Here is a 25,304-nt window from a genome sequence, read left to right as displayed (position 1 = left end):
CCGTGCCATGGCCGTTATGGCTGGAAGAGCCAACGCATTGGCCTGGCTCTTGATCGAGCGTGCTGTTTTGCTAAGCGCTGTCGCGTCGATGGAGGGCAATGCCATGAGCATCAAGACGGAAGCCGGCGTGCCGCTTCTCGAAACGGCGCGCACCGTTTTACGGCCGCACAGGCTGGACGATTTTGAAACCTATGCCGCCATGTGGGCGGAGCCCGCCGTCACCCGTTTCATCGGCGGCAAGCCGCGCACGCGCGAGGAGAGCTGGATGCGCTTCCTGCGCCATGCCGGCCTATGGTCGCTGATCGGCTATGGATTCTGGGCGATCGAGGGCAAGGCGACGGGGCGCTTCATCGGCGAGGCCGGCTTCCACGACCTGAAGCGCGAGATCGTGCCGTCTCTCGAAGGCGTGCCGGAGGCCGGCTGGGCGCTGGCCTCGGAGGCGCATGGCCAAGGGCTTGCGAGCGAAGTCGTGGGGCGGATCGTCGCCTGGAGCGACGAGACGTTCGGACAGGCAAGAACGGTCTGCATCATCGATCCGGAAAACGGCGCTTCGCAGAAGGTGGCCGAAAGGAACGGCTACAAAGAGATTTTGCGGACCACCTATCACGAGAAGCCGACGATCCTGTTGGAACGGCGGGCCGGATCCGGAAAAGGAAGCGCTTAACCCGCCTTGCGGCGCAACGCCCCTGACACTCCGTTCCACGCGTCCGCCTTTGCACCTGGACGGCCGCCCAGCACCGTCGTCGCATCGAATGGCTGGGGCCTCGCTATGGCATAGCCCTGCGCATAATCGACGCCGATCGCCTTCAAGGCTTCGACGATGCCATCGCTTTCGACGAATTCGGCGATGGTGCGTTTTCCCGTCACCTTGCCGATGTGATGGATCATCTCGACCATCGCGCGGTCGATGCGGTCGTCGAGCATGTCCTTGACGAAGCCGCCGTCGATCTTGAGGTAGTCGACCGGCAGATGCTTCAGATAGGCGAAGGACGACATGCCGGAGCCGAAATCGTCGAGCGCGAAGCGGCAGCCCAATCCGCGCAGGTCGGCAATGAAGCGCATGGCGTCGGTCAGATTGGCGATGGCGCTGGTCTCGGTGATCTCCAGGCAGATCGTCTCGGGCGCAATGGCGTGCGCGGCGAACTGCTCGCGCATGAAGCCGAGAAATGTCTCGTCGCCGAAAGTGGCGCCGGAGAGATTGATCGCGCAGGTGGATATCGGCGTCGCGCGCGGATCGGTGCGTCGCGACGCCAATATGGCGAAGGCGTTGCGTATCACCCAGCGGTCGATCGCCGGCATCAGTCCATAGCGCTCCGCCGCCGGGATGAAGCTCTGCGGGGTGACGAAGCTGCCGTCCTCGTCGGTCAGCCTGAGCAGGATTTCGACATGCGCGCCCGGCTCGGCAGCATCGTCCCGCAGCGGCGCGATTTCCTGCGCATGCAGCCGGAAGCGGTTCTCATCCAGCGCGGCATGCAGGCGCTGCACCCAGGCCATCTCGCCGAAGCGCTCGCGCAGCGCCCTGTCGCCGTCGCTGTGGAGCTGGACGCGGTTGCGGCCCTTTTCCTTGGCCATGTAGCAGGCGACGTCTGCGGCGCGCAGCACTTCCTCCAGCGTCATGCCGACATTGGCGACCTCGACCATGCCGATGCTGACGCTGATGTTGAAGGGACGTCCTTCCCAGGAAAAGTGCAGATCCTGGACCGTGGCGCGCAACCGTTCGGCGGTGGCGGCGGCGCAATCGGCATCGCAATCAAAGAGCAGCACGCCGAACTCGTCGCCGCCCAGTCTCGCCAGGATGTCGCCGGGCGGCAGCTCGTTGGCGAGCAGCGTCGAGATCTGGCGCAGCAGCTGGTCGCCGGCGGCATGGCCGCAGGTATCGTTGACCAGCTTGAACTGATCGAGGTCGAGATACATCAGCGCGTGCCGGCGCGACCTTTCCGGCGCTTCGGAGATCGCGCTCGCCAGACGTTTCTCGAAGTCGCGGCGGTTGACGAGACCGGTCAGCGCATCATGCGATGCCTGCCACGACAGGCGCTCGATATAGTCCTGCTCGCGCGTCATGTCGTGCAAGGCCAGGACGCAACCCAGGATCGAGCCGGAAACGATCAGCGGAGCGCCGTTCAGCGCCACCGGCACGACCGAACCGTCGGGGCGCTCCAGAAGCTGCGGGCGAACATTGGAGCGGCGCGGCTCGCCCGCCAGCAGGCGCGGGATCAGATCGGTCTCCTCGACGCCGCTGTCCTTGTCGACGAGCCGGAACAACGAGGCGACCGACCTGCCTTTGGCGGCGGCTAAAGAGCAGGCAAGCAGCCTTTCCGCCCCGGCATTCATATAGTCCAGCCGCCCCTCGGCATCGGTGCTGATGACGGCCTGGCCGATCGAGGCCAATGTGATCTGAGCCCGCTCGCGCTCGGCGCTGAGGGCTGTCTGAAATGCCTGGCGCTGTTTCATCAGCTTTCGCGTGCGCCAGACGGCGAGCAGGATAAGCAGCGCGGCTGTCGCGAGATTGGCCGCCGTCAGCGCCGTCTTGATGAAGCGCGACCCCTCGCCGAGACTGTCGGAGAAGGCCTTGGCGAGCGGCCCGATCTGGTGGTCGATCTGGTGGATTTGTACTTTCCAGAGAGCGATCTCGGCTGACGATGGCGGCCCTTTTTCGAGCCTGCGATGCATGTCGTCGCCAAGCCTTTCGATGGCGAGGATCATCACGTCGGCATCCGTCCAGTGGCGGATCGCGGTGTCGAGATAGCTGACTCCGCGGAAATTCCGGAACAGCCAGATCAGGCCGGGGACATCGTCGGGATGATTGTTGCCGCCGAGAAAGCCGAGCCTGGCCGCATTCGTGTCGGGCTCAGCCTGTTCGAGCGCAAGCCGCGCGGCTCGATCGGCCAGCGGCACGGCGATGGCCTGACGATATTCGCTGAAATACTCCTCCCGGCCGGTGTCGGCATAAAGGCTGAGGAAATAGATGGCGTGCTTCTGCCCCTTCGACCATTGGCTTTCGCCGCCGACATAGGCGCGGACAGCTGACAACGTGTGGAGGCTGAGGGTCGCAACCAGCGCCTGGATCAGCACGACCGCGACGAAGGGCCAGACCAGCCCGATGAGGCGCGGGGCAGCATCGGTCGATGAGAGCTTCATCCCATTCCCATGGCGCGTGCGCAGGCCCCCTCGGTGTCTGTCCGACTGGCTCATCCGCCGGTTGAGACGATGTTCTTCCCCACATGCCGTCCGGTTACTGGCGACATAAATCCAAATAACGTGCCTGGATTAACAGTCGATAAATTTGCCCAGTATTTGTTTCATGAGTTATTGCGCAGCAACAGAAGGACGCTTACGCGCTTGGTGCCGATATTTCGTGCATAATATCGATTTACGGTGCGAGGGCGCGGAAGAAAAAGCCGGCAACATCAATCCGATAGCGCCGCGCGACAGTCGCGTCTCAGCGCTTGGTCTTGGATTTGTTGAGGGCCACGGCCTCGCGGACGAGCGACTTCAGGGCGTCGGCGTCGATGTTGTCGCCTTCCTTGAAATCGATGGCGCGCCGGGTGTTGCCTTCTAGGCTGGAGTTGAAGAGCTTCTTGGGATCTGGCAGCGCCGCGCCTTTGGCGAAGGTCAGCTTGACGACAGCCTTGTAAGTCTCGCCGGTGCAGATCATGCCGGCATCCTCCCAGACCGGCACGCCGCGCCATTTCCATGTCTCGACGACTTCGGGCGCTGCCTCCCTGATAAGAGCGCGGAGCCGGGCAAGCGTCTCGCCCCGCCAATCGCCCAGCTCCTTGATTCGTCCGTCGATCAGTTCGGACGCAGACTTGCCGTCCTGTATGTCGCCTTGTTGCATGTCCGGTTCTCCTCGATGCTGGATAGAGATCGCCACCTTGGCCCTTTCGGGGGAGACGGCGCTTGATTTTTCGTGCGCTTACATCCGTTCGCCGGGCAGCTGGCTCGCCTGCTTCACCCAAGAAACGAATTGCTCCTCGTCGAACCGGTCGTTCTCGTGGATGTGGAAATAGCGTGTGTCCTTGCTCTTGGATTCGACAGGCGGCACGGGCTTCAGCGACAGGCCGCGGAAGAACGCCACCTTGATATATTTGGCGAAGCAGTGAATGCCGAGGAACCAGCCTTCGCCTTCCATGCCGTAGAAGGGAGAGTTCCATTTGACGGCCTTTTGCACCCCAGGGACGGCCTGCATGATGAGCTGGTCGAGCCGGCGTCCGACCTCGCTCTTCCAGCCCGGCATCGCCGCGATATAGGCCTGCACCGGAGCATCGCCGTAGCCCTTGGCGATCTGCGGGTTGCCGCCTGAAAGCAGGACAGGTTTGGCGTCCGCGGATCCGGCAGCCTTCGATTTCGTCTTTGCCATCAGGCCGATCCCGCGCGCTCGCCCGCCGGCTCCCCGCGCCATCTGGCGGCATAGGGCAGCACGAACATATAGAGGCCGCTGAACAGCAGCAGGAAAAGCGGAATCAACGGCGAATAGACGATCCAGGCGGGCGGCGGGCCCATGGCCATGGCAGCGAAATTGGCAATGACGGTGACGGTGAAGATGATCGAAAGCCAGCGGTGAAGCTGCCTGATCCACTTGCTCCAGTTCAATATAACCTCCCTTGCAAATGACGATACGGATCGAGTTGCCTACCAGCGCGCCAGCTGCGAAAGCTGAATGAGGTTGCCGCAGGTGTCGTTGAGCTGCGCGATGGTCGCGCCGGTCACCGCGGTCGGCGCCATGGCAAAACTGCCGCCATTCGCCTTGATGCGCTCATGATCGCTCTTGATGTCGTCGGTGAACAACATCAGCGCCGGCTGGCCTTGCTTGAAGATGGCCTGCTGATAAGTCTTTGCCGCCGGATTGTCGTTGAGGGCCAGCTGCAGTTCGGTGCCGTCCGGATCGTCAGGCGAGACGACAGTCAGCCAGCGAAACGGCCCATTGGTGAAGTCGGCCTTTTTGGTGAAGCCCAGAATTTCGGTATAGAAGCCAAGAGCCTTTTCCTGGTCGTCGACATAGATGCTGGTCAGCTTGATCTTCATTTTCGTGCCTCCATTGCTTACGCTCGCGTTTTGCCGCCCCGCCGGGACCGTGTCTGTGTTTTGAGGCTTCGGCGGACGTCAATCGATCCGCGAAAGCAGCTGCTCCAGGGCCGTGAAGTTGCGCTTCCAGCCCACCGTGGCGCCGCGGTAATACGGCTCCTGGTCGGTGCGGAAGCCGACCTGCTCCATGCGCAAATGCGTGCCCTTGCCCGTCGGGGTGAGCGTCCAGGTGACCACGCTCTCGAGATCCTTGGTGTCCCAGCTGTAGGACAGGGTCCGGTTGGGCTCGACCGTCCGCACCTGGCAGTCGACGCCGCCCCATTCGGCGCTCATATTGAAGCGATGGTCCACGACCGGCTTGAAGCTGTTCTTCATCAGCCACTCCTCGATGAGATGCGGTTGGGTGAGCGCGCGCCAGATCTTTTCCGGCGGAAAAGGTATCTCGCGCTCGACGATGACGGAGCGCGTTGCGGCCTCATTCATTGATCCATCCTTTTGAGCAGGTCTTCCAGATCGTCGAAGCGGCTTTCCCAAAACCCCGCCATGTGGCGCGTCCAGTCCATCAGCGGCGCGAGCGCCTTGAGCTGGGCGCTGTAATGGGTCTGGCGGCCCTCATGGCGGTCGCGCACCAGTCCCGCCTCCTTGAGGACGCCCAGATGCTTCGACACCGCCGGCTGCGACACCCCGGCCTGGGCGGTCAGGGCTCCGACCGTCTGCTCGCCCTGGCGGCAGAGCCGTTCGAAGATGGCGCGTCGCGTCGGATCGGCGAGCGTCCTGAACAGCATATCATGCGCGGTCGTCATTTCTAACCGATAACCCGTTGGCTATTGATTGACGTATAACCATTGGGATATGCATGAGTCAAGCAGCGAATGAGGTCGCGCATCCGAAGCCGCGGCCGTGGGCCGGCACGGCCGGACGCTACTGAATAGATGGTTGCTTATGCTGCGTTTGCTGACGGAACGGTCAAATCCCTCAGCAGCGTGGAAAGGTCCGGTTCGTCAATGAGCAGGGCGGCGTCGTCCGCCGGAAGCCATGCGCGCTGCCGGTTCGCGGCTTCCTGCCACTCGACAAGCTCCTCGGCGACCTCGAGCAGATAGACCACAACGTCGACGCGAATGAAGCCGTCGGGCATGCGTTTCCAATAGGAATAGGTGCCGGCAGGCTGCTTCAGCGTCCTGCCGAGCACGCCGGCTTCCTCACGGGCTTCGATCGTTGCCGCCCTGCGCCCGCTCTTGCCCTTCATCGGCCAGCCTTTTGGCACGATGAAGCGCCGCGTGGTGCGTGAGGTGACCAGCAACACTTCGAGATTGCCGTCTTCTCGCACCCGATACGGAATGGCCGCCACCTGGCGGATCCGTTGGCCTTTCCTGGCTCTGCGGACTGCTTTCTTCTTGGTTGTTGCCATCCCAAATTCCGGTCAGACCAGCATCCCTGCCATACGCTATCCGCGTAGGCAAAAACCTGTTCTCCTGCAAACCCTGGAGCGTTTCACCGTTTCACGGAAACGGCGACCCGCTTTATCTCTTTTTGACGCAATTCCCGACGGAAAACCGTGTCACACTTTTCCTGGAATTGCCCAGAACCACCGCCCTTGCAATCCGGCATTTTGCCAGTAAGTAAGTCGGCTAATAAACTGAAAAGAATAAAATGTCAGCGGCAAACCCTGGAAATAATGTTGCCGACCGATTCCATCCGACAGGTGTTGCCATATACCGGCACATCAGGTTGGCGCCTGGGCGGGGCCGGCCGGTCGAGCTCGCGATAGATTTGCTGCTGCTGCTGGTATTGCTGCCGCTGCAAGCGGTTCTGCAACTGCTGCAGCTCATTCTGCTGCACCAATGCGTTGCGATTCGTCGGGACGACGATCTGCGCATAAGACGGCGTAATCAGACAAACCGAGGCGGCCAGCACGGCGCCTGCCAGAACAACCGGTCGAAGCATCCGCAAGGCTCCCATACGAAAAACCATGCGTTTCATATAGTGCGGATGGCCAATAACGCTATGGGCAACTGCGAAACGTGATGCGGCTCACGCAAGCCGCGCGATAGACTATGGCGCGACGCCGGCGCTGGAGATCGGGGCCGACATCCCGGTCAGCGCCATCGCCAGTTCCCGCATCTACGGAAAGGCCGGCGTCGAGTTCTCCACCAAGCAGTGGGAGATCGAGGGGCGTTTCGCCGCCGCCGAGAATCTGCCCGGCAATCCGGCATTGCACTTGACGGAAGCCATCGATTCGCCGCTCTATCGGGTCGGCGCCGGGCTGGAGCTCGATGGCGTCAACGGCGTCGGGTTGGCTGTCAGGTACAACGACGCCTTTCGGCAAACGGTCAAGCAGAATGCGGTCAGCGCGTCTCTGAAGGTCAGCTTTTAGCTGACGCGGGCGGCGGCTAAGAAGGGATCTCATGAGGACGAAATACGCGTATCTCGCGGCGATGATGGCAACCGCCTGCATCGCCGGTGTGCCGGCGGCGGGACTTGCCGCGCAGAATAAGACCGACAAGGTGGCTCCAGCGGCCCAGCCCACCGGCGCGGCGGCCAAGCCGCAACTGCCGGGCGGCGCCTCGGCGCTGTCGGAAACGCATGGCGACTGGACGGTCAACTGCCAGGTCACCGGCACCAACAAGGTCTGCAGCCTGTCGCATCAGCAGTTCAACAAGCAGAGCGGCCAGCGGCTGCTGGCGATCGAATTGACGACCAAGACCGGCCAGGACGCCGCCGGCACGCTGGCGCTGCCCTTCGGGCTCGCCTTGGCCAACGGGATCTCGTTCGAAATCGACGACAAGAAGCTGGACGGCACGTTGCAGTTCAACACCTGCCAGGCGGTAGGTTGCCTGGTACCGGTGACGTTCGATGCCAATATCACGCCGTTGCTGCAGAACGGCACCACGCTGAAGGTCAACGCCACGGCGGCCGACACTGCGCAGCCGATCTCCTTCACCATCTCGCTCAACGGTTTTGGCAGTGCGCTCGCCCGGACGGCGGACCTGTCGGCGGACTAGCTGTGGGGATCGCTGCTGTGTGTGAGCGTGCGCGCATGCAGGGATTTCACTCAAACGCCCGTCGCGATCGTCATCCTATGGCGGAGCAAGGAGCGAAGCGACGCGCGCAGACCATAGGATCCATGCCGTGACCTCGAAGCGCTGTAACGGTGCAGGTTCTGCTCCGCAGCACTCCTTGGCCGGCGTAACGGCATGGATCCTCGGGTCTACGCGTCCGCTTCGCTCCCGCTCCGCCCGTGGATGACGACCCTGAGATGCTTCGGCCAACCACCACGGCTTGCCTCAGCTACTCCACCTCGCGCAACCGATAGCCGACGCCGGTCTCGGTGATGATGTAGCGCGGCTGGTCCGGCGTTTTCTCGATTTTTTGCCGCAGCTGGCGCACATAGACCCTGAGATACTGGACGTCGGTCGAGTCGTTCCAGATCTGCTTCATCAGGAACTGATGGGTCAGCACCTTGCCGGCATACTGCACGAGCATGCGCAGGATGTCATATTCCTTGGGCGACAGTTTCACTTCCTTGTCCTCGACCTTGACGATACGCTTCACAAGGTCGACCGAAAGGTCGCCGGTGTGGAACACCGGCTTCTCGCCCTGTTGCTGGAATTTGTGGCGCAGCGCCACGCGGATGCGCGCGACCAGCTCGTTCATGCCGAAGGGCTTGGTCAAATAGTCGTCGGCGCCGAGCTCGAGCGCTGCGACGATACCGGCCTCGTCGGTGCGGCTGGAGAGGATGACGACCGGAACGTCGAGCCCGTCGGCCCGCCATTTGCCGAGCAGCTCGAGGCCGCTCACGCCGGGCAGTCCGAGATCGAGCAGGATAAGGTCGGGTCGTTCGGCCTCGACGAGTTCGAGGGCCGCCTTGGCATTCGGCGCCTCGGAGACCGCATAGCCCTGGCTGCCGAGGCCGACGCGCAGCAATTTTCGGATCGGTGGCTCGTCGTCGACGACCAGAATGGAGACGGTCTGATTTGTCATGCCGCATCGTCTGTAAGGGGTGCGCCGAGCGCCGGCAACTCAGCCGGCACCGGCATGCGGATGGTGAAGATCGCGCCTGGACGGTCGGTGCGGTTGGCCGCCGCGACCGTGCCGCCCATCGCCTCGATGAAGCCGCGACTGATCGACAGTCCGAGACCCGTGCCGGCGCGCACCTGGTCGCGCTTGCGCACGCGGTAGAAGGTATCGAATATCCGCTCCAGATCGTCCGGCGGGATGCCCGGCCCCTCATCCATCACCTGCAGGATGACGGCGCCGCTGTCCACCCAGGCCTGCAGCCGGATGGCCGAGCCCGGCAAGGCGTATTTGGCGGCATTGTCGAGCAGGTTGAACAATGCCTGCTCGAACAGAACCGGATCGAGCCGCAGCATCGGCAGGTCGGCCGGGATGTCGGTCTCTATTTTGTGCTCGGCGGTGATCTTCTGCGCCCGGTTCAACGCTGAGCCGACGACATCGCCGATATAATTGAGCGCATAATTCGGTTCCATCGCGCCCGACTCGATCCTGGTCATGTCGAGCAGATTGGCGATGAAGCGGTTCAGCCGCTCGGACTCGCTGACGACGGTCGCCAGAAGCTCCGCGCGATCCTGTTCCGGCAGCGCCGGCGCGAATTCCTTCAGCGTGCCGGCCGCGCCCATGATCGCGGCAAGCGGCGTCTTCAGGTCATGCGAGATCGAGGTGAGCAGCGCCGAGCGCAGCCGGTCCGCTTCCGCGGCCAGCCTGGCGCGGTCGACATCGGCGACGAGCTGGACGCGTTCGATGGCGACGGCGGCCTGGTCGGCCAAGGCGTCGAGCAAACGTTGCTGCTCGGGCGTCAGCAGCGGGCCCTGCTTGTCATTATCGAGACCGACCACGCCGATCGCTGTCCGTCCGGTGCGCAAGGGGAGATAGAGACGTTTTGCGCCGGGCAAGGTGTCGGCGCCGCGGCCGGCCGGCCGATTGTGCTCCCAGGCCCAGCGCGCGGCGGCGATATCGGCTTCGGCCAAGGTGTCGTCCGGCGGATAGCCGGCCTTCACGGTGATGGTGCCGTTTTCCGGCAAAAGCAGCACGACACGGACCTTCAGCATCGAAGCGATCTGGAAGGCGGTGGCCCATAAGACGTCGTCGAGCGTGCCGGCGCCGGCGAGCTTCCTGGAAAAGGAATAGATGTCCCCGGTGGCGCGCGCCCGCGAGCGGGCGGCGACGGCCTGGCGCTGCACGCGTGCCGTCAGATTGCTGGCGATCACGGCGACGACGAGGAAAACGGTAAAGGCAACGATGCTCTCCGGGTCCCTGATCGTCAGCGTGTAACGCGGCTCGAGGAAGAAGAAATTGAAGGCAAGCGCGCAGAGGAAACAGGCATAGAGCGCCGGCCAGAGCCCGAAGGTCACGGCCGAGGTCAGCACGGCCAGAAGCAGGACGCTGGCGAGATTGCGCACGTCGAAGAACTGGTCGAGGATCGAGCTGGCGGCCAGCGCCCCGGCGACATAGGCCGTCGAAAACAAATAGGGCCAGATCTGGAAAGGCTTCTGCTCGGGCGCGGCTTTCACCCGCGCCGACGGCGCGTCGCCATCGCGCCCGGCGCCCGAAATGACATGGACGCTGATGTCGCCGGCATTGCGGATCAGATCATAGGTGAGCGAGCCCTCGATCAGCTCGCGCCAGCGCGAGCGGGTCGGCCGGCCGACGACGATATGGGTGAAGTTGTTCGCCGTCGCGTGACGCACGATGTCCTGGGCGACGTTCTGGCCGGGAATGGTGGCGATCTCGGCGCCGAGCTGCTCGGCAAGACGCAGGTTCCTGGCCAGGCGGTCCTTGTCTTCCTCGGACAGTCCGGCGAGCCGTGGCGTGTCGACATGCAGCGCCGTCCAGGGCGCGCGCAGCCGGTCGGCGAGCCTGCGTGCGTAGCGGATGCGGGCCGCTCCGCCAGGCTGTGAGTCGACGCAGACGAGCACCCGCTCGCCGGCCGCCCACGGCCCCGGAATGGCGTGCGACTGCATGTGATTGAGCAGTTGCTCATCGACGCGCTGGGCGGTACGGCGCAGCGCCAGCTCGCGCAGCGCCGTCAGATTGCCCGGCGAAAAATAATTCTCGATCGCGCGCTGCGCGGTATTCGGGAAATAGACCTTGCCGTCCTGCAGCCTCTTGATCAGATCGTCGGGCGTGAGGTCGATGATCTCGATGTCGTCGGCCTCGTCGATGATCGAATCGGGAACAGTCTCGCGCACCCTGACCCGTGTGATCTGGGCCACGACGTCGTTCAGGCTTTCGACATGCTGGATGTTGAGCGTGGTGTAGACGTCGATGCCTTGCGCCAGGATCTCCTGCACGTCGAGATAGCGTTTGGGATGCCGGCTGCCGGGCGCGTTGGTATGGGCAAGCTCATCGACCAGGACCAGCGCAGGGCGCCGCTTCAGGATAGCGTCGATGTCCATCTCGTCGAGGATCTGGCCGCGATAGTCGACCAGGCGGCGCGGTATCACCTCATAGTTGTCGACCAAGGCCTGAGTTTCCTTGCGGCCGTGCGTCTCGACGATGCCGATCACGACGTCGATGCCGTCGGCGTGGCGGGCGCGGCCGGCCATCAACATCTCGTAGGTCTTGCCGACGCCGGGCGCGGCGCCGAGGAATATGCGCAGCCGGCCACGGCCCTCGCGCTCGGCATGCTCCAGCAGCGCGTCGGGGGAGGGTCGGTTCTTGGGGTTGGTCCTGTCGTCCGGCATCAGGTCCAATCATGAATTGCGCCGGGGATCGTGTCGATCCCCGGGCGCGGGCGGGTTACTTCAGGCCGTCCAGCGCCAGGTTCAGCGCCAGCACGTTGACCACCGGCTCGCCGAGGACGCCGAGCTCGCGCTCCTCGACATGGCTGTCGACGAGCGCCTTCACCTTGGCCTCGTCCACGCCGCGGGCCCTGGCGACGCGCGGCACCTGGAAATAGGCGGCGTCCGGGCTGATGTCGGGATCGAGACCGCTGCCCGAGGTGGTGACGAGGTTCATCGGCACCGGCGCATTCGGGTTTTCGGCCTTGAGCTTCTCGGCGTCGCCCTTGACGCGCTCGATGAGCTTGGGATTGGTCGGACCGAGATTCGAGCCGCCGGAGGCGGCGTCGTCGTAGCCTTCACCGGCTGCCGACGGCCGGCCGCGGAAATAGCGGTCGGCGGCGAAAGCCTGGCCGATCAGGCTGGAGCCGATGACCTTGCCGTCTTTTTCGACAAGGCTGCCATTGGCCTGGTTCGGAAACAGCGCCTGGGCGATGCCGGTCATCCCGATCGGATAGATGAGACCGGTTAGCACCGTGAAGAAGACGATCATGACCAAAGCGGGTCTGAGTTGCTTGAACATCGAGGCAAATCCTTATGCGAGGCCGAGGGCCATGACGATCAGGTCGATCGCCTTGATGCCGACGAACGGCACGACGATGCCGCCGAGGCCGTAGATGAGCAGGTTGCGAGTGAGCAGCGAACCGGCGCCGATGGCTCGGTACTTCACGCCCTTCAGCGACAGCGGGATCAGCGCGATGATGATCAGCGCGTTGAAGATGATGGCCGACAAAATGGCGCTCTGCGGCGTCGCCAGATGCATGATGTTGAGCGCCTGCAGCGGACCGCTGGGCTGGCCGGGCGCGACGTAGAAGACCGCGAACATCGCCGGGATGATCGCGAAATACTTGGCCACGTCATTGGCGATCGAGAAGGTGGTCAGCGAACCGCGCGTCATCAGGAGCGCCTTGCCGATCTCGACGATCTCGATCAGCTTGGTCGGGTCGCTGTCGAGGTCGACCATGTTGCCGGCCTCGCGCGCGGCGACGGTGCCGGTGTTCATGGCGACGCCGACATCGGCCTGGGCCAGCGCCGGCGCGTCGTTGGTGCCGTCGCCGCACATGGCGACCAGCTTGCCCTTGGCCTGCTCCTCGCGGATCAGCGACAGCTTGTTCTCCGGCGTTGCCTGGGCGAGGAAGTCGTCGACGCCGGCTTCGGCGGCAATTGCCGCGGCGGTAAGCGGATTGTCGCCGGTGATCATCACCGTGCGGATGCCCATCTTGCGCAGCTCGGCGAAACGCTCGCGGATGCCGCCCTTGACGATGTCCTTGAGGTGGACGACGCCAAGCAGGCGGCCGTCGCGCTCGACCGCCAGCGGCGTTCCGCCGGCCTTGGCGATCTCGTCGGCGATCGCCTGCAGGTCGCGGATGGTTTCGGTCATCGGGCGCGCGCCGTGGGTGGCGACGGTCGACCGGTTCACGTGATTAAGCACCGCATCGACCGCGCCCTTGCGCACCGACGAGCCGTCGATGTCGACGCCGCTCATGCGGGTCTGCGCGGTGAATGGCACGAAGGTCGCGTGCAAGGTTGCCATGTCGCGGGCGCGGATGGCGTATTTCTCCTTGGCCAGTACGACGATCGAGCGGCCTTCCGGGGTCTCGTCGGCCAGCGATGCAAGCTGGGCCGCGTCGGCCAGCTCCTGCTCGGTGACGCCCTTGACCGGGCGGAACTCGGTGGCCTGGCGGTTGCCGAGCGTGATGGTGCCGGTCTTGTCGAGCAGCAGCGTGTCGACGTCGCCGGCGGCCTCGACGGCGCGGCCGGACATGGCAAGCACGTTGAAGCGCACCAGGCGGTCCATGCCTGCAATGCCGATGGCCGACAGCAGCGCGCCGATCGTGGTCGGGATCAGCGTCACGAACAGCGCGACGAGGATCGTCACCGGGATATAGCCGCCCGAATAGGAAGCGAAGCTCGGGATGGTCGCGGTCGCCAGCACGAAGATCAGCGTCATGCCGACGAGCAGGATGTTGAGTGCGATCTCGTTCGGCGTCTTCTGGCGCTCGGCTCCTTCGACCAGCGAGATCATGCGGTCGAGGAAGGTCTGGCCGGAAGCGGCGGAAATGCGCACGCGGATCCAGTCGGACAGCACCTGCGTGCCGCCGGTGACGGCCGAACGGTCGCCGCCGGATTCGCGGATGACGGGCGCGGATTCGCCGGTGATCGCGGCTTCGTTGACGGAGGCCACGCCCTCGATCACCTCACCGTCGGAAGGGATGATGTCGCCGGCCTCGACCAGCACGACATCGCCGACCTTCAGGCTGGTGCCGGGAACCAGCTTGAATTTCGAGCGGTCCTCGCCGTTGGTGAGCAGCTTGGCCTGGGTCTCGGTGCGCGCCTTGCGCAGCGAGTCGGCTTGCGCCTTGCCGCGGCCTTCGGCGACGGCCTCGGCGAAATTGGCGAACAGCACGGTGAACCAGAGCCAGATGATGATCTGCAGCGTGAAGCCGAGATCGCCGCCGCCGACAATCAGGTCGCGGATGAAAAGCACGGTGGTGAGAGCCGAGACGACCGCGACGACGAACATCACCGGGTTCCTGGCCAGCGTGCGCGGATCAAGCTTGCGCAAGGCGCCGCCGAGGGCAGGCACCAGGATGCGCGCATCCATGATAACAGCGGATTTGGACTGGCTCATTTTTGGGTTCCGGTGTCGGTTACGTTGGACGGCGCCGGGTGTTCGGTCTTCGGGAGCAGGTGCGGCAGGCCGGTGGCCAGCAGCCACAACACGAACAGCGCGGCCGCCATGCCGAGAAAGGTTGAAAGCGTCGGGAAAGGACGAGGCTTCTCCTCCCTTCCGTCGTCGGGCGCTCCGTCACCGGTCGGGGGACGGTCGTTGCGTCGTATGTCGTTGAAGCGGGGCATGGGTCACCTCAGAAGGTCTGTCCATGAATCATCGCCAGATGCTCGACGATCGGACCGACGGCGAGCGCCGGGAAGAAGGTGAGGCCGCCGACGATGACGATAACGCCCACCAGGAGGCCGACGAACAGCGTGCCGTCGGTCGGGAAGGTGCCGGCGGAGGCGGGCACGGTCTTCTTCGCGGCCAGCGAGCCCGCGATGGCCAAAGCCGGGATGATGACCAGGAAGCGGCCTATCAATATGCCGATGCCGATGGTGATGTTGTACCAGGGCGTGTTGCCGGTGAGGCCGCCGAAGGCCGAGCCGTTGTTCGCGGCCGCCGAGGTATAGGCATAAAGCACCTCGGTGAAGCCGTGCGGGCCGCCATTGGCCATCGAGGCCACGGCGCTCGGCAGAACCACGGCGATGGCCGTGAAGATCAGCATCGCCAGCGGCAGGCACAGGATCGCCAGCATCGCCATCTTGACCTCCTTGGCCTCTATCTTCTTGCCGAGATATTCGGGCGTGCGGCCGACCATCAGGCCGGCGACAAAGACGGCGAGCACGACGAACATCAGGATGCCGTAGAAGCCGGCGCCGACACCGCCGACAATGACTTCGCCGAGCTGCATGTTGATCAGCGGGATCATGCCGCCGAGCGCGGTGAAGCTATCATGCATGGCGTTGACGGCACCGCAGGAGGCGGCCGTGGTGATCACGGCGAAGAGAGCCGACAAGGCGATGCCGAAGCGCGTCTCCTTGCCTTCCATGTTGCCGCCGTCGATGCCGAGCGCATGGACGAGCGGGTTGCCGGCGGCTTCCGCCCAGTAGCAGACGGCAACGCCAACGACGAACAGCACGCCCATCGAGGCAAGGATCGCCCAGCCCTGGCGCTCACTGCCGACCATGCGGCCGAAGACGTTGGTGAGACCGGCGCCGAGCGCGAAGATCGACAGCATCTGTATCAGGTTGGAGATCGCGCCCGGGTTCTCGAACGGATGCGCCGAGTTGGCATTGAAGAAGCCGCCGCCATTGGTGCCGAGCATCTTTATGGCGAGCTGCGAGGCCACCGGGCCGAGCGCGATCGTCTGCTTGGCGCCTTCCAGCGTGGTGGCGTCGACATAGGCGCCGAGCGTTTGCGGCACGCCCAGCCAGACATAGGCAAGCGTCAGCACGATACAGATCGGCAGGAGCACGTAGAGCGTGCAGCGGGTGAGGTCGACCCAGAAATTGCCGATCGACTTGCCGGACGCGCGGGCGAAGCCGCGGATCAAGGCAATGGCGATGGCAATGCCGGTGGCGGCCGAGACGAAATTCTGAACGGTGAGGCCGGCCATCTGCACGAGGTAGGACATCGTGCTTTCGCCGCCGTAATTCTGCCAGTTGGTGTTGGTGATGAAGCTGGCGGCGGTGTTGAAGGCAAGCTCAGGGTCGACCGCGGTCATCCCGGCCGGATTGTAGGGCAGGGCGCCCTGCAGCCGCTGCAGCGCATAAAGGACGATGAAGCCAGCGAGGTTGAAGAGCAGCATGCCGGTCGCATAGACGGCCCAATGCTGTTCTTCCTTTTCGCTCGTTCCGGCGAGGCGATAGAGCCCGCGCTCGATCGGCACGAGCAGTGGCGACAGCAACGTGCGGTCGCCGCTGAAGACGCGTTGCATATAGAAGCCGAGCGGCTTCACGAGCAAAGCCAGGATCCCGCAATAGACGAGGATCTGTATCCAGCCATTTATAGTCATGATGGGCTCTCCGCGTGCCGGTCAGAAGCGCTCTGGGCGGATGAGCGCATAGGTAAGGTAGGCAAGCAGGAACAAGGTCACCGCGCCGCCGAGGATGTAGTCGAAAAGCATGGTACGGTCCCTTGCTCAGATTCTGTCGCAGGCTTTGACGTAGGCTAAGGACAAGGCGAAGAATAAAATCCCGATCCCGAGAACTATGAGGTCCATGGCAGGCGTTCCTTGTTTTCCACCTTGCGCTTCCGGCTCGCAGTGGCGGGCTCAAAACTATACGCGGACGCACGTCGCCTTGTCGGCGATGGCGGTTCGCAGCGTTTTTTCGAAGGAGAATATGGGCCCGATCGCCATAAAGGTTCGAGACGGAGCGGGTGGGAAAGATATAGGAATTCTATAGGGATTTTGACTTGGCGCGCTTTGGGCGCGGGAGCGCGCTATGCGTTGCCGGAGCCCCGTCTGGCCGCGAAAATCCGCCTGTAACCATGCAAAAAAGGAACGAAGAAAAATGCTCGACATCGCACCATCGCAACAGGCGGCAACCTGGCTAGGCTCATTCGGCCGGGCGCTAGCGGCCGGCGATATCGAGGCGGCGACGAACCTCTTCGCGCAGGATTGCTACTGGCGCGATCTCTTGACCTTCACCTGGAACATCAAAACCATGGAAGGACAGGCGGCGATCCGCGACATGCTGGAGGCCACGCAGCCATCGGCGCAGCCATCGCACTGGCGGATGTCCGGGGAGCCCAGGGTCGACGACGGCACCGTCGAAGCCTGGTTCACATTCGAGACGGCGGTGGCGCGCGGCGAGGGGATCCTGCGGCTCAAGGGCGGCCGCTGCCGCACGCTGTTCACGGCGATGAGCGAGCTCAAGGGGTTCGAGGAGCGGAAGGGGCCGGCGCGGCCGCTCGGCATCCGCCACAAGGCCGATCCCGGGCGCGAGACCTGGGCGGAAGCACGGGCGCGCGAGGCGCGCGATCTCGGCGTGCACGAGCAGCCCTACTGCCTGGTGATCGGCGGCGGGCAGGGCGGCATCATGCTGGGCGCCCGGCTGCGCCAGCTCGGCGTTCCGACGCTGATCATCGAGAAGAACGCGCGCGCCGGCGATTCCTGGCGCAACCGCTACCGCTCGCTCGTGCTGCACGACCCGGTCTGGTACGATCATCTGCCCTATGTTCCGTTCCCGGAAAACTGGCCGGTCTTCACGCCCAAGGACAAGATGGGCGACTGGCTGGAGATGTATACACGCGTCATGGAGCTGAACTATTGGGTCGCAACCAAATGCATCAACGCCGCCTATGACGAGGCCGAGAAGGCCTGGACCGTCGTAGTCGACCGGGTCGGCCAGCGTGTCACGCTGAAGCCCAAGCACATCGTCTTCGCCACCGGCGCATACGGGCCGCCGCGGCGGATCGAATTGCCCGGCGCCGACAGCTTCAAGGGCGAGCTTTTGCATTCCAGCCAGTATTCGACCGGCGAGAAATTCCGCGGCAAGCGCGTCGCGGTGATAGGTGCTGCAAGCTCAGGCCACGATGTCAGCGTCGATCTGTGGGAAGCGGGCGCCAAGGTCACCATGGTGCAGCGCTCGCCGACGACGGTGGTGAAGTCCGACACGCTGATGGATGTCGGCTTCGAGATATTCTCGGAGAAGGCGCTGGCGCGCGGCATCACCACCGACAAGGCCGACATGATCGTCGCCTCCACGCCCTTCGCGCTGGTGCCGGAGGGCCAGCGCGCGCTCTATGATGTGATCCGGGCGCGCGACGCGGATTTCTACCAGCGCCTCAGCGACAGCGGCTTTGCCATCGACTTCGGCGACGACGAAACCGGGCTGTTGATGAAGGCCTACCGGACAGGCTCCGGCTACTATATCGATGTCGGCGCCTGCGAGCTGATCCTGAACGGCGAGATCAAGGTGAAAAGCGGCGTCGGCATCAAGTCGCTGACGCCGGACGGCATTCTGTTCGAGGACTGCAGCGAGCTCGCCGTCGACGCGATCGTCTGCTGCACCGGCTACCAGTCGATGAACGAGACGGTTGCGGGCATCGTCTCGCGCGAGGTCGCCGACAAGGTCGGCCCGTGCTGGGGCCTGGGCTCCGGCGTGAAGGGCGATCCGGGTCCGTGGCAGGGCGAATTGCGCAACATGTGGAAACCGACGGCGCAGGAAGCGCTGTGGTTCCACGGCGGCAATCTGGCGCTGTCGAGGTTCTATTCGAAGTTCGTTGCGCTGCAGCTCAAGGCGCGGATGGAGGGGATTGCGACGCCGGTTTATGGAGAGCCGAGTAATGCGAGAACCTAGCGGTCGTCATCCTAGGGCGGAGCAAGGAGCGAAGCGACGCGCGCAGACCCTAGGATACATGCCGTGACATTCGTGGCGTGTGCAAGCGGACCAGAACGGGATTCTTCGCCGGGATCGTCTCAAACCCCATTCTACACCGCTGCATTCTTCGGCGACAGTCACGGAATGGATTCTAGGGTCTGCGCTCCGCTTCGCGTCGCTCCGCCCTAGAATGACGACGATGATGGGCCAAAATGCCCCGCAGCCACATCCACATGCGTATGGTGCGCATGCGCCTCGAAGCGCTCCGTCTCATTGTGGTCGGGCGCTTCGTTCGGCCACCATTTGCCGCCGATGACAATGCCGTTGGAGACCAGCCGCTGATCCGCGATCAATGACGCCCCGACCGCGTCAACGAAAGTGAAGCGGCCGGGCTGCAGCTTCAACACGGCGACGTCGCCGGCGCCGCCGACCTTCAGCGTGCCGAGCTCCGGCCTTGCGATCGCCTCCGCCGGCCGCTGCGTCGCCGCGCGCAGAACCTCGACCAGCGGCATGCCGAGCGCCATGAGCTTCGACATGCAGACCAGGATGTCGAAGGCCGGACCGTCGACGCAGTAGAGATGCACGTCGCTGGAGATGACGTCGGGCGCGAGGCCCTCGGCAAGCATCGCCTTCGCCACCTCGAAGTCGAAGGAACCCATGCCGTGGCCGATGTCGAAGATGACGCCGCGCTCGCGCGCCAGCCGCATGTCCGGCCGCACCGCTCCGGAGGCGAAGACCGGCGCGTTGGGAAACGGCCGGAAGCAATGGGTGAGAATGTCGCCGCGGCGCAGCCTGGGCAGCACTTCCGAGCGGCCGGGCGGCGGCTCGTCGATATGCGCCCATCAGCGGCAGGCCGGCCTTGTCGGCGGCTTCGAGCGCGAGGTCGACCGGCGCGATGCCGCTCGAGCCGCCGGCATGCTTGCCGGAGCGGACCTTGACGCCGACGACGATATCGGCGTGCTCGCGCACCGCGGCAACCGTCTCGCGCGGCTCGCAAAGCCTGAGGTCGCCGCATTCGCCGACCGACACTGTCTTGGCGAAGCCGAATATGCCTGCAAAGGAGATGTTGACGTAAGCGAGGATGCGGACCTTCGAGCGCTCGATGACGTGGCGGCGGAAGCCCAGGAAATTGCCGGCGCCGGCGCTGCCGGCATCGATAAAGGTGGTGGTTCCGCTCTTGGCGGCGAGCCGGTCGGCATCGACGCCGAGCGAGGTGCCGCCCCAGTAGACGTGGCTGTGAAGGTCGATGAGGCCGGGCGTGACGATGCAATCCCTGGCGTCGACGACTTCACCCGCCGCCTCGGCGTCGATGGCGGCATCGATCGAAGCGACGCGGCCATCGGCAATGGCAACATCGCGTGGCGCGTTCAGGCCCGATGCGGGATCGATGAGGCGCCCGCCCTTGATCAGGAGATCGAACTGCATCGGTGCCCTCGCTGTTTGTTCGTTTCACGCAATTCCGGACGGAAGGCTACGGCGAAGTCGCCGAACATAACCGCTAAGCACTTTTCCTGGAATTGCTTCAAGCGATCCGACCGGGCGATCAGACCGGCCGATAGGCGACGGCTTCGACTTCGATCTTGATGTCGATCATCAGGCGCGATTCGACCGTGGTGCGCGCTGGCGGATCCTTCGGGAAATGTTTTGCATAAACGGTGTTGAATGTGCCGAAATCGCGTGCGTCCTCCAGCCAGACGGTGGTCTTCACCACATCGTCCATGGTGCAGCCGGCGAGCGCCAGGGCCGCCTTGACGTTCTGCAGCACCTCCTCGGCCTGCTCGGCGATGCCGCCCTTGACCACGAGCCCGTCGCTGCCCACCGGCACCTGGCCGGAGATATAGACGAAATCGCCGGCGCGGACGGCGGGCGAGAGCGGAACGTGGGATTTCCCAAAGCACTGCTTGGACAAGGGGAGCCTCCTTCTATCGACTGACGGGAACGGGGTTACATAGCCGTCTACGCCTGTCGGCACGATCCTCCTAGAGCCAATGTCGGAAAGCAACATTCTTTCGAAATCCATGTTGCTTTATTACAGAAGCCTGAGCATCTTGCGCTCGACGCGGCTTGAAATCGGCCGCGCATATGAGGGAGATCCGGCATGACCTTCGACAAGAATCCGTTTCCGGAAGGCGATGCCGACCGCCACGCGCTGTGGGAAATGCTGGTGCGGCGCGACATCGATGCCTTCCTCGGTCAGGACTGGTCGATGGTCGAGGACGATTTCATCGCGGAAAGCTTCTTCGGCATGCATGCGCATTTCCTTGCCAACGCAGATGCCTGGCGGCTGCAGTTCCCCAGGCTGGATGTCTATCGCGACGAATGGCTGCGGCAGGCCAAGGAAACCGCGGCGACGAAATTCGCCGAGCCGCTGCGCGAAGCGCTGTTTCGCGTCACCAACATGCGCGACATCGACATCGACGGCGACCGCGCGGTGCTGCACAAGAAGTTTGACGGCTCGGTCGCCAAGGCCGACGGCGGCGTCGACCGGCTCAAATGGCAGACGCTCTACTTCTGCCGCAAGGTCGGCGGACGCTGGAAGATTGCCGGCTTTGTCGGCTACATGCCGCATCCGCTAGGTAGCTAGTGGCACTGCACAGGGATTTTGACCGGTCGGCTCTGTTTTGCGTTGGTGGCATGCGTGGAGATTGCCGAAACGCCATCGCGATCGTCATTCCAGGGCGGAGCAGGAGCGAAGCTCCGTCGCGAAGACCCTGGAATCCATGCCGTTACCTTCGCCAAGGCGTGCAACGGAGCAAAATTCTGCACTGAGGCGGCGCCTCCAAGTCACGGAATGGATTCTATGGTCTGCGCCGCGTCGCTGCGCTCCTTGCTCCGCCATAGAATGACGAGGTTGGGGCGGCTTCAACCAATCCCCGGCGGTTTGTGCTGGTTTCACGGAAATGAACGGAAAATCTTGCACCAAGACAAACGGCAACCTTTCAAAATCCCTGTGTCGGAGAACTAGCAGGGGTCTATCGGCCGCCGCCTGCGTTGGCAAATCGTCCTTGTGGAGCTTAGCCGAAGCGCCTGTTGGTTCGTCTGCACCACTGCGACGCCTCGAAGTCACGGAAATGAGTCCACGGGCGTGCGCGCGTCGCTTCGCTCCCCGCTCCGCCCGTGAATGGCGACGTTAGAAGGCTTCAGCCGACGGGCTCGCTAGGAAAGACGTGGCAACCGCTCATCGGGCGAGCGGTGGTCGAACACGACGCCCATGGTCTTACCAACCGCGGCCATGACGATCAGTTCGATCAGATGGTCGTCGCTATCCTGGCAGGCCGGGTCGGATCGGCGTATGGCGTCGAGCATCGCCCGGGTCGAGACGGTATCGCCGGCGCGAAATTTCGAAAGAGCAGATGAAACAAGGTCTTGCACCGTCGGATCCATGACGGGCACTTCCGCAGTGACGTTCATCGGCCTCCTCCTGCCATGAACCCTCCCGCAAAAGATGATACGCCAACGGCTGGAATGTGCCAGCAAAATGGTGGTCCGACCAGTGGGCTGGCGACAACCCCCGTGATTCAAGCGCAGATGTGGACACCTGCTGGCTAACGGCAGCGTAAGCTCGACGCACCGCGCTCAGGTTGGTAAGCCCGTCGCGCGCAGGGAGACGATCCGAGTCGAGAACATGACCGTTGCAATCGAGATGGGACAGACGAGCGCAGGCGCGCCGGCGGCCCTCGACCTTGAGGAGTTGCTGGCGACCCGCCTGCTGGTGCAGGGCAATTCGGGCTCGGGAAAGTCGCATCTGCTGCGCCGCCTTCTGGAGCAGAGCGCGCCCTGGGTGCAGCAGACCATCATCGACCCCGAAGGCGACTTCGTGTCTCTGGGCGAACGCTTTGGACATCTGGTGATCGATGCCGAGGAACATACCGAGCGCGGCCTGCAAGCGGCCGGCGAGCGGGCGCGCATCCACCGCGTCTCGACAGTGCTCAACCTCGAAGGGCTCGATGCCGAGAACCAGATGCGGCGCGCCGCGGCATTCCTCGGCGGGCTGTTCGAGGTCGCGCGCGACCACTGGTATCCGATACTGGTGGTCGTCGACGAGGCGCAGCTCTTCGCGCCCGCCGCCGCCGGCGAGGTTTCGGACGAGGCACGCAAGCTCTCGCTGGGCGCCATGACTAATCTGATGTGCCGCGGCCGCAAGCGCGGGCTTGCCGGCATCATCGCCACGCAGCGGCTGGCGAAGCTCGCCAAGAACGTCGCGGCGGAAGCCTCCAACTTCCTGATGGGCCGGACTTTCCTCGACATCGACATGGCGCGCGCCGCCGACCTGCTCGGCATGGAACGGCGTCAGGCCGAAGCTTTCCGCGACCTGGAGCGCGGGCATTTCATGGCGCTCGGTCCTGCCTTGTCGCGCCGTCCGCTCGGCGTGCGCATCGGCCAGACCGAAACCAGCCCGCGCAACGGCACGCCGCGGCTGATGCCGATGCCGGGAGCCGCGCTCGAAGATGCGCGCGCGATCATTCTTGCCGCGCCGCCGCCGGAGACGGTCAGGCCGCAGCGCCGGCCTTCGCCCGACCTGCTTGACCAATTGATGGCGGCCAAGGCCGCGCCGCTGGACATGCGCCCCGAGCCGGCGGAGGCGCAGCCAAGCGCCGAGGATCTGGCAGAGCGGCGCGAGCGGATGGACCGCATACTGCGCGCCATCCTGGCGGAGCCGGATGCCGGGTTCCGCGTCATCGGCGTGCTCTACCAGGAATTCGTGGTCCGCTGCCGCATCGAAGGGCTCGCCTCCGTGGTGCCCGACCTTTCGGAGTTCCGCCGCATGCTGACGCGCGCCCGCGCGGGCGTCGGCTCCGACATCGCCGAGGACGACGCCTGGCGCGACGTTTCCGTGCGCGCCTCGCTGCTGCCCGAGGACATGCAGGGCGTGTTCATGATGATCGCGCGCGCCGCCAAGGAAGGCTGGCCCTGCCCGAGCGACGCGGCGATCGCGCGGGCTTACGGTTCGCATTCGCTGCGCCGCGCGCGCCGGCTGCTCGACTATATCGAGGAGCAGGGCCTCATCGTCTGCCAGGTCGACGGCGTGGGCCGGCGCACGGTGACGCTGGTCGAGCTCGCCTGGGCGACGGCGCCGGGCGACCCGAACGCCTTGGAGCAGGACAGCCTGGCTGGCTGACATCGGAAGACGCTGGCGACCGGGCTCTGGCGGCCTTTGCGCCATTGGTTGACGGCGAGCCTGCTTTGTCGGTTGCGCGCAGCGCTACATGTTCCGATAAAATTTCCAACAGAAATGCCAGCGACCGAGCGATGGCGAAGTCAACGCTGCGCCATCAAATGACGCTGCGCCGAAACGGACTCAGGCCGTGCACTTTAAGTCTTTGTTTTGATGCATATCATTCCCTCCAAATCGCAGCTCACTTTGGGAGACACAGGCATCAATCGATGGGGTGGCAGATTTGTTAAGTGTTTAATGAATCGTTAACATTACGCGGCAATATATATTCCGTTATGGTTTCCAAATCGTAAAAAGCTAATATACCTGAATATAGGTATGCTTGTCCCGCGATTGCGGCGACCGAGGGGGGCACGCCAGCTAGGAACGTTGGGTGCGAGCGTGCAAGCGCTCTGGGGTGGGGTTTTGTCTCTCGGCGAGAGAAGTCTTTACGTTCAATCAGAGTGGCTTGGTCCTGACCAACCGCCGCGGGCGGAAGCATCCGCTTGCGTCGTCCGCACCAGGATCAGCAGTAACCGTTGGGGCGAACACTTTGGTCGTTCGCAAAGGGATCACAGGGGGTAATTGGCAATGGCGACCACAACAGTTTCAGGCTCGACCGTCACGTTTTCGAATTCGGGCGCGGCAGCCAATCTGACGCAATCCGGCAGCGAGGACGGCAGCCTTCAGTTCACGTTCGACGTGCTTGCGGCAAGCGGTGGCGGGACCAAGACGACGATTTATTCGGTGGATGACGGCACCAAGAACGACGACGGAGGGGCCAGCATCACAGTCACGAACAAGGCCTTCGCCGATTATAACAAGGATCTCCTGATACAGGATCAAGCGGGAATTCAATTCGCCGAAACCAGCACAAATGGCGCGAAATTCTGGATCGGAAGTGACAACAAGATTCATTACGACGCGACTGGGTTGAGTGGGCAGATCAACGCACTTGCGGCCGGACAGACATTCAACGATACGATTCAGTACACCATCAAGATGTCAAATGGCACGCTCAGCGTGGGTACGCTGTCGGTGGTGATCACAGGCACCAACGACGCGGTGACGATCACCGGCGCGACCGACACCGGCACGGTCAAGGAGGACGGCACGCAGACGGCCTCGGGCCAGCTCGGCTTCAGCGACGTCGACCTCAGCGACAGCCACACCTGGAGCATCGACGGTGTCAACGGCAGCGCCTACGGCTCGATTGCGGTCGACCAGACCGGCAAATGGACCTACACGCTCGACAACGCGGCGGCGCAGTCGCTCGGCGCCGGCGACCACCTGACCGAGACCTACACGGTGAAAGTGGACGACGGCCACGGCAGCACCGACACCCGCACCGTCACCATCCATATCGACGGCACCAACGACGCGGTGACGATCACCGGCGCGACCGACACCGGCACGGTCAAGGAGGACGGCACGCAGACGGCCTC

The 25,304-nt window shown here is 63.9% G+C and carries 25 protein-coding genes and 1 pseudogene; 7 read left to right on the top strand and 19 right to left on the bottom strand.

Annotation, left to right across the window (positions count from 1 at the left end):
• Nucleotides 1-103 precede the first annotated feature (103 nt).
• Complete coding sequence (locus tag FJW05_RS26425; protein ID WP_140636928.1) at nucleotides 104-664, top strand: GNAT family N-acetyltransferase; 561 nt, start codon at nucleotides 104-106, stop codon at nucleotides 662-664.
• On the opposite strand, the gene FJW05_RS26420 is transcribed toward FJW05_RS26425, so the two are convergent.
• From FJW05_RS26420 to FJW05_RS26380, 9 genes are all read right to left on the bottom strand, one after another.
• Nucleotides 661-3,138 (bottom strand): EAL domain-containing protein, encoded by a 2,478-nt coding sequence (locus FJW05_RS26420; protein WP_140636927.1) that lies wholly within the window; start codon nucleotides 3,136-3,138, stop codon nucleotides 661-663. The two genes, FJW05_RS26425 and FJW05_RS26420, sit on opposite strands and share 4 nt — an antisense overlap.
• Before the next feature lie 301 nt (nucleotides 3,139-3,439).
• Nucleotides 3,440-3,838, bottom strand: coding sequence for a DUF1801 domain-containing protein (locus FJW05_RS26415; protein WP_140636925.1), 399 nt, complete (start codon nucleotides 3,836-3,838; stop codon nucleotides 3,440-3,442).
• A gap of 78 nt (nucleotides 3,839-3,916) precedes the next feature.
• Entirely contained in the window at nucleotides 3,917-4,360 is a 444-nt protein-coding gene (locus FJW05_RS26410) for a DUF1801 domain-containing protein (RefSeq protein WP_181165088.1), read from the bottom strand.
• Nucleotides 4,360-4,593: a hypothetical protein gene (locus tag FJW05_RS26405; protein WP_140546259.1), complete on the bottom strand. Its 234-nt coding sequence runs from the start codon at nucleotides 4,591-4,593 to the stop codon at nucleotides 4,360-4,362. Before FJW05_RS26405 ends, FJW05_RS26410 begins: the two co-directional genes overlap by 1 nt.
• A 39-nt stretch (nucleotides 4,594-4,632) precedes the next feature.
• Nucleotides 4,633-5,025, bottom strand: a complete 393-nt coding sequence (locus tag FJW05_RS26400; protein ID WP_140546258.1) for a VOC family protein — start codon at nucleotides 5,023-5,025, stop codon at nucleotides 4,633-4,635.
• A 78-nt stretch (nucleotides 5,026-5,103) separates the two neighbouring features.
• Nucleotides 5,104-5,508, bottom strand: coding sequence for an SRPBCC domain-containing protein (locus FJW05_RS26395; protein WP_095769285.1), 405 nt, complete (start codon nucleotides 5,506-5,508; stop codon nucleotides 5,104-5,106).
• The gene (locus tag FJW05_RS26390) at nucleotides 5,505-5,828 is read right to left on the bottom strand and encodes a metalloregulator ArsR/SmtB family transcription factor (protein ID WP_140636921.1); all 324 of its coding nucleotides are present in this window, start codon (nucleotides 5,826-5,828) and stop codon (nucleotides 5,505-5,507) included. Before FJW05_RS26390 ends, FJW05_RS26395 begins: the two co-directional genes overlap by 4 nt.
• A gap of 137 nt (nucleotides 5,829-5,965) precedes the next feature.
• Nucleotides 5,966-6,433, bottom strand: coding sequence for an NUDIX hydrolase (locus tag FJW05_RS26385; protein WP_140636919.1), 468 nt, complete (start codon nucleotides 6,431-6,433; stop codon nucleotides 5,966-5,968).
• Nucleotides 6,434-6,678: 245 nt separating this feature from the next.
• Entirely contained in the window at nucleotides 6,679-6,969 is a 291-nt protein-coding gene (locus FJW05_RS26380; RefSeq protein ID WP_246673640.1) for a hypothetical protein, read from the bottom strand.
• Nucleotides 6,970-7,243: 274 nt separating this feature from the next.
• On the opposite strand from FJW05_RS26380, the gene FJW05_RS27565 reads away from it, so the two are divergent.
• Nucleotides 7,244-7,399 carry a hypothetical protein gene (locus FJW05_RS27565; protein WP_181165087.1) on the top strand — a complete coding sequence of 52 codons (156 nt, stop codon included), beginning with the start codon at nucleotides 7,244-7,246 and terminating at the stop codon, nucleotides 7,397-7,399.
• A gap of 31 nt (nucleotides 7,400-7,430) precedes the next feature.
• Entirely contained in the window at nucleotides 7,431-8,027 is a 597-nt protein-coding gene (locus tag FJW05_RS26375) for an invasion associated locus B family protein (protein WP_140546256.1), read from the top strand.
• A 286-nt stretch (nucleotides 8,028-8,313) separates the two neighbouring features.
• Here FJW05_RS26375 and FJW05_RS26370 read toward each other — a convergent pair whose 3' ends face one another.
• From FJW05_RS26370 to FJW05_RS26340, 7 genes are read right to left on the bottom strand one after another with little or no spacing between them, the layout of a single operon-like run.
• Nucleotides 8,314-9,006, bottom strand: coding sequence for a response regulator transcription factor (locus FJW05_RS26370; RefSeq protein WP_140636917.1), 693 nt, complete (start codon nucleotides 9,004-9,006; stop codon nucleotides 8,314-8,316).
• Nucleotides 9,003-11,726 (bottom strand): sensor histidine kinase KdpD, encoded by a 2,724-nt coding sequence (locus tag FJW05_RS26365; RefSeq protein ID WP_140636915.1) that lies wholly within the window; start codon nucleotides 11,724-11,726, stop codon nucleotides 9,003-9,005. Before FJW05_RS26365 ends, FJW05_RS26370 begins: the two co-directional genes overlap by 4 nt.
• Before the next feature lie 55 nt (nucleotides 11,727-11,781).
• Complete coding sequence (gene kdpC / locus FJW05_RS26360; RefSeq protein WP_140636913.1) at nucleotides 11,782-12,345, bottom strand: potassium-transporting ATPase subunit KdpC; 564 nt, start codon at nucleotides 12,343-12,345, stop codon at nucleotides 11,782-11,784.
• Nucleotides 12,346-12,357: 12 nt separating this feature from the next.
• Nucleotides 12,358-14,454: a potassium-transporting ATPase subunit KdpB gene (gene kdpB / locus FJW05_RS26355; RefSeq protein ID WP_140636911.1), complete on the bottom strand. Its 2,097-nt coding sequence runs from the start codon at nucleotides 14,452-14,454 to the stop codon at nucleotides 12,358-12,360.
• On the bottom strand, nucleotides 14,451-14,681 hold the full coding sequence (locus FJW05_RS26350) for a hypothetical protein (RefSeq protein WP_140636909.1): 231 nt from the start codon (nucleotides 14,679-14,681) through the stop codon (nucleotides 14,451-14,453). Before FJW05_RS26350 ends, kdpB begins: the two co-directional genes overlap by 4 nt.
• An 8-nt stretch (nucleotides 14,682-14,689) precedes the next feature.
• A complete protein-coding gene (kdpA, locus tag FJW05_RS26345) occupies nucleotides 14,690-16,393 on the bottom strand; it encodes a potassium-transporting ATPase subunit KdpA (protein WP_140636907.1) in 1,704 nt (567 codons plus the stop codon).
• Nucleotides 16,394-16,414: 21 nt separating this feature from the next.
• Nucleotides 16,415-16,504, bottom strand: coding sequence for a K(+)-transporting ATPase subunit F (locus tag FJW05_RS26340; protein ID WP_036257910.1), 90 nt, complete (start codon nucleotides 16,502-16,504; stop codon nucleotides 16,415-16,417).
• 388 nt (nucleotides 16,505-16,892) lie between these two features.
• On the opposite strand from FJW05_RS26340, the gene FJW05_RS26335 reads away from it, so the two are divergent.
• A complete protein-coding gene (locus FJW05_RS26335; RefSeq protein WP_140636905.1) occupies nucleotides 16,893-18,683 on the top strand; it encodes an NAD(P)/FAD-dependent oxidoreductase in 1,791 nt (596 codons plus the stop codon).
• A gap of 206 nt (nucleotides 18,684-18,889) precedes the next feature.
• Here the strand turns inward: FJW05_RS26335 and FJW05_RS26330 are convergent.
• Both FJW05_RS26330 and FJW05_RS26325 read right to left on the bottom strand, forming a co-directional pair.
• Nucleotides 18,890-20,129, bottom strand: a pseudogene (locus FJW05_RS26330) (amidohydrolase/deacetylase family metallohydrolase).
• Nucleotides 20,130-20,247: 118 nt separating this feature from the next.
• Nucleotides 20,248-20,613 carry a RidA family protein gene (locus FJW05_RS26325; RefSeq protein ID WP_140636903.1) on the bottom strand — a complete coding sequence of 122 codons (366 nt, stop codon included), beginning with the start codon at nucleotides 20,611-20,613 and terminating at the stop codon, nucleotides 20,248-20,250.
• A gap of 189 nt (nucleotides 20,614-20,802) precedes the next feature.
• Between FJW05_RS26325 and FJW05_RS26320 the strand changes: the two genes are divergently transcribed.
• Nucleotides 20,803-21,288: a hypothetical protein gene (locus FJW05_RS26320; RefSeq protein ID WP_140546656.1), complete on the top strand. Its 486-nt coding sequence runs from the start codon at nucleotides 20,803-20,805 to the stop codon at nucleotides 21,286-21,288.
• A gap of 572 nt (nucleotides 21,289-21,860) precedes the next feature.
• On the opposite strand, the gene FJW05_RS26315 is transcribed toward FJW05_RS26320, so the two are convergent.
• A complete protein-coding gene (locus FJW05_RS26315; RefSeq protein ID WP_140636901.1) occupies nucleotides 21,861-22,115 on the bottom strand; it encodes a hypothetical protein in 255 nt (84 codons plus the stop codon).
• 214 nt (nucleotides 22,116-22,329) lie between these two features.
• Here FJW05_RS26315 and FJW05_RS26310 point away from each other — a divergent pair, with 214 nt between their 5' ends.
• Both FJW05_RS26310 and FJW05_RS26305 read left to right on the top strand, forming a co-directional pair.
• Nucleotides 22,330-23,823 carry an ATP-binding protein gene (locus FJW05_RS26310; RefSeq protein ID WP_140636899.1) on the top strand — a complete coding sequence of 498 codons (1,494 nt, stop codon included), beginning with the start codon at nucleotides 22,330-22,332 and terminating at the stop codon, nucleotides 23,821-23,823.
• Between the two features lie 627 nt (nucleotides 23,824-24,450).
• Nucleotides 24,451-25,304, top strand: an 854-nt coding sequence (locus FJW05_RS26305; RefSeq protein ID WP_210239113.1) for a VCBS domain-containing protein, incomplete at its 3' end; no start/stop codon positions are given.

Source organism: Mesorhizobium sp. B2-9-1, assembly GCF_006439455.1.
Classification (GTDB): Bacteria; Pseudomonadota; Alphaproteobacteria; order Rhizobiales; family Rhizobiaceae; genus Mesorhizobium.
The sequence above is the reverse complement of the archived record's forward strand: the minus strand, read 5'-3'. Positions and strand labels throughout refer to the sequence as shown.